Below are 1,373 nucleotides of genomic sequence, written 5' to 3'. Positions count from 1 at the left end.
CAAGGAGGCCCGGCAGGCGCTCGACGACCCGGCGGGGCGCTGGGGCGAGGGCGACCCGGTGCCGCGGCGCTTCAGCGCCGACCAGCTCTCCCAGCTCGTCGGTGCCGCGGGCGCGGACGTCGGCGCGGTGCACGGGGTGCGGGTCTTCGCCGACCTGGTCCCGGGCGTCCTCGTGGACACCGAACCGGGCGCCTTCCAGGAGCTCCTGAAGCTGGAGGCGGCCGCCGCCGAACTGCCCGCCTTCCACGCCGTGGCGACGCAACTGCACGTGCTCGGCGAGAAGCGTGCGACCGACGAGGCCTGAGCGACTCCGGTGATCTGCCGCTGATCAGCGATGCAGCGGCAGATGGAGTACGCCACAGGCCCCCCGATCGAGCGCCTGTCGCCGTATGATCGGGGTAGACCGTCCGGCATGACGGGTCGGCCACCGGGGAATGACGCCCAGTGAGCCGGAGCGGCGTGACGCGGTCCGGAATGGTGAAGTTGGCGTAGAGGGGCGGGTTTCACGGGGGCGATTCCCTGCCTATCCTGAAGGGGACCCCCGGTCGCCCCGGCGACTGCACGATGAGGAGGACTCCGTGCCGCTCTCGGAGCACGAGCAGCGAATGCTCGAGCAAATGGAGCGAGCGCTGTACGCCGAAGATCCCAAGTTCGCGACAGCGCTTGAGGGAAGCGGGCTGCGTACGTACACCCGACGTCGGGTCTACCAGGCAGTCGCGGGCTTCCTGGTGGGTATCGCGCTCCTCATGGCAGGAATGGTCGCGCAGCAGATCTGGATCAGCGTGGTGGGATTCCTCGTCATGCTCGGATGTGCAGTGCTCGCGGTCACCGGATGGCGCAAGGCGCCCAAGCCGGGTGAACAGCCGGCGGGAGCGGTGCCAGGCGCGCCCGCAGCCACCGGCCGACGACAGAGCAAGCCGAAGCGCTCGATGATGGACCGGATCGAGCAGCGCTGGCAGCGCCGCCGGGACGAGCAGGGCGGCGGCCGCTGAGCGGGCCGACCGGCGTCGAGCCGTACGGAAGCAGACACGTGCGTGAAGGGTGACCGCCCGAGGCGGTCACCCTTTGTGCGTAACGGACACCGGGCACGGAAGAAGGCTCCGACCCGCCCCTTCACAGGCGGACCGGAGCCTTCTTCGTCGTATGCACCCTCGGTGCGGCGGAGCTCCCCCGGAGCTACCCCTCCTGGCCCGACGGGCGGGAGCGGGAGGACCGGTCGAGCGTCGACGCCCAGCGTGCCCGCAGCCGCCGGGTGAACGACTCCCAGCGCCCGGACGCCGCCCACATCACCCGAACGGCCGAGCGCGGCGCGAGCGTCGCCCGCAGCCGGGTCGTCCGGCCGGCCTTCGCGTGCAGGCCGTCGCACACCCGCC

General features: G+C 71.7%; 2 protein-coding genes and 1 pseudogene. 2 read left to right on the top strand and 1 reads right to left on the bottom strand.

Features of this window, described 5'->3' with window-relative positions; genetic code table 11:
• Nucleotides 1–304 (top strand): annotated as a pseudogene (locus G3I40_RS45310) (SAM-dependent methyltransferase); the annotation flags it as partial.
• 274 nt (nt 305–578) lie between these two features.
• Nucleotides 579–992: a DUF3040 domain-containing protein gene (locus G3I40_RS45305; protein ID WP_164560606.1), complete on the top strand. Its 414-nt coding sequence runs from the start codon at nt 579–581 to the stop codon at nt 990–992.
• A 184-nt stretch (nt 993–1,176) separates the two neighbouring features.
• Here G3I40_RS45305 and G3I40_RS45300 read toward each other — a convergent pair.
• The coding region (locus G3I40_RS45300) for a hypothetical protein (protein WP_164560605.1) at nt 1,177–1,373 on the bottom strand (197 nt) is incomplete at its 5' end.

Source organism: Streptomyces sp. SID14478, assembly GCF_010548525.1.
Classification (GTDB): domain Bacteria; phylum Actinomycetota; class Actinomycetes; order Streptomycetales; family Streptomycetaceae; genus Streptomyces.
This window is presented reverse-complemented; position numbering and strand designations above follow the sequence as displayed.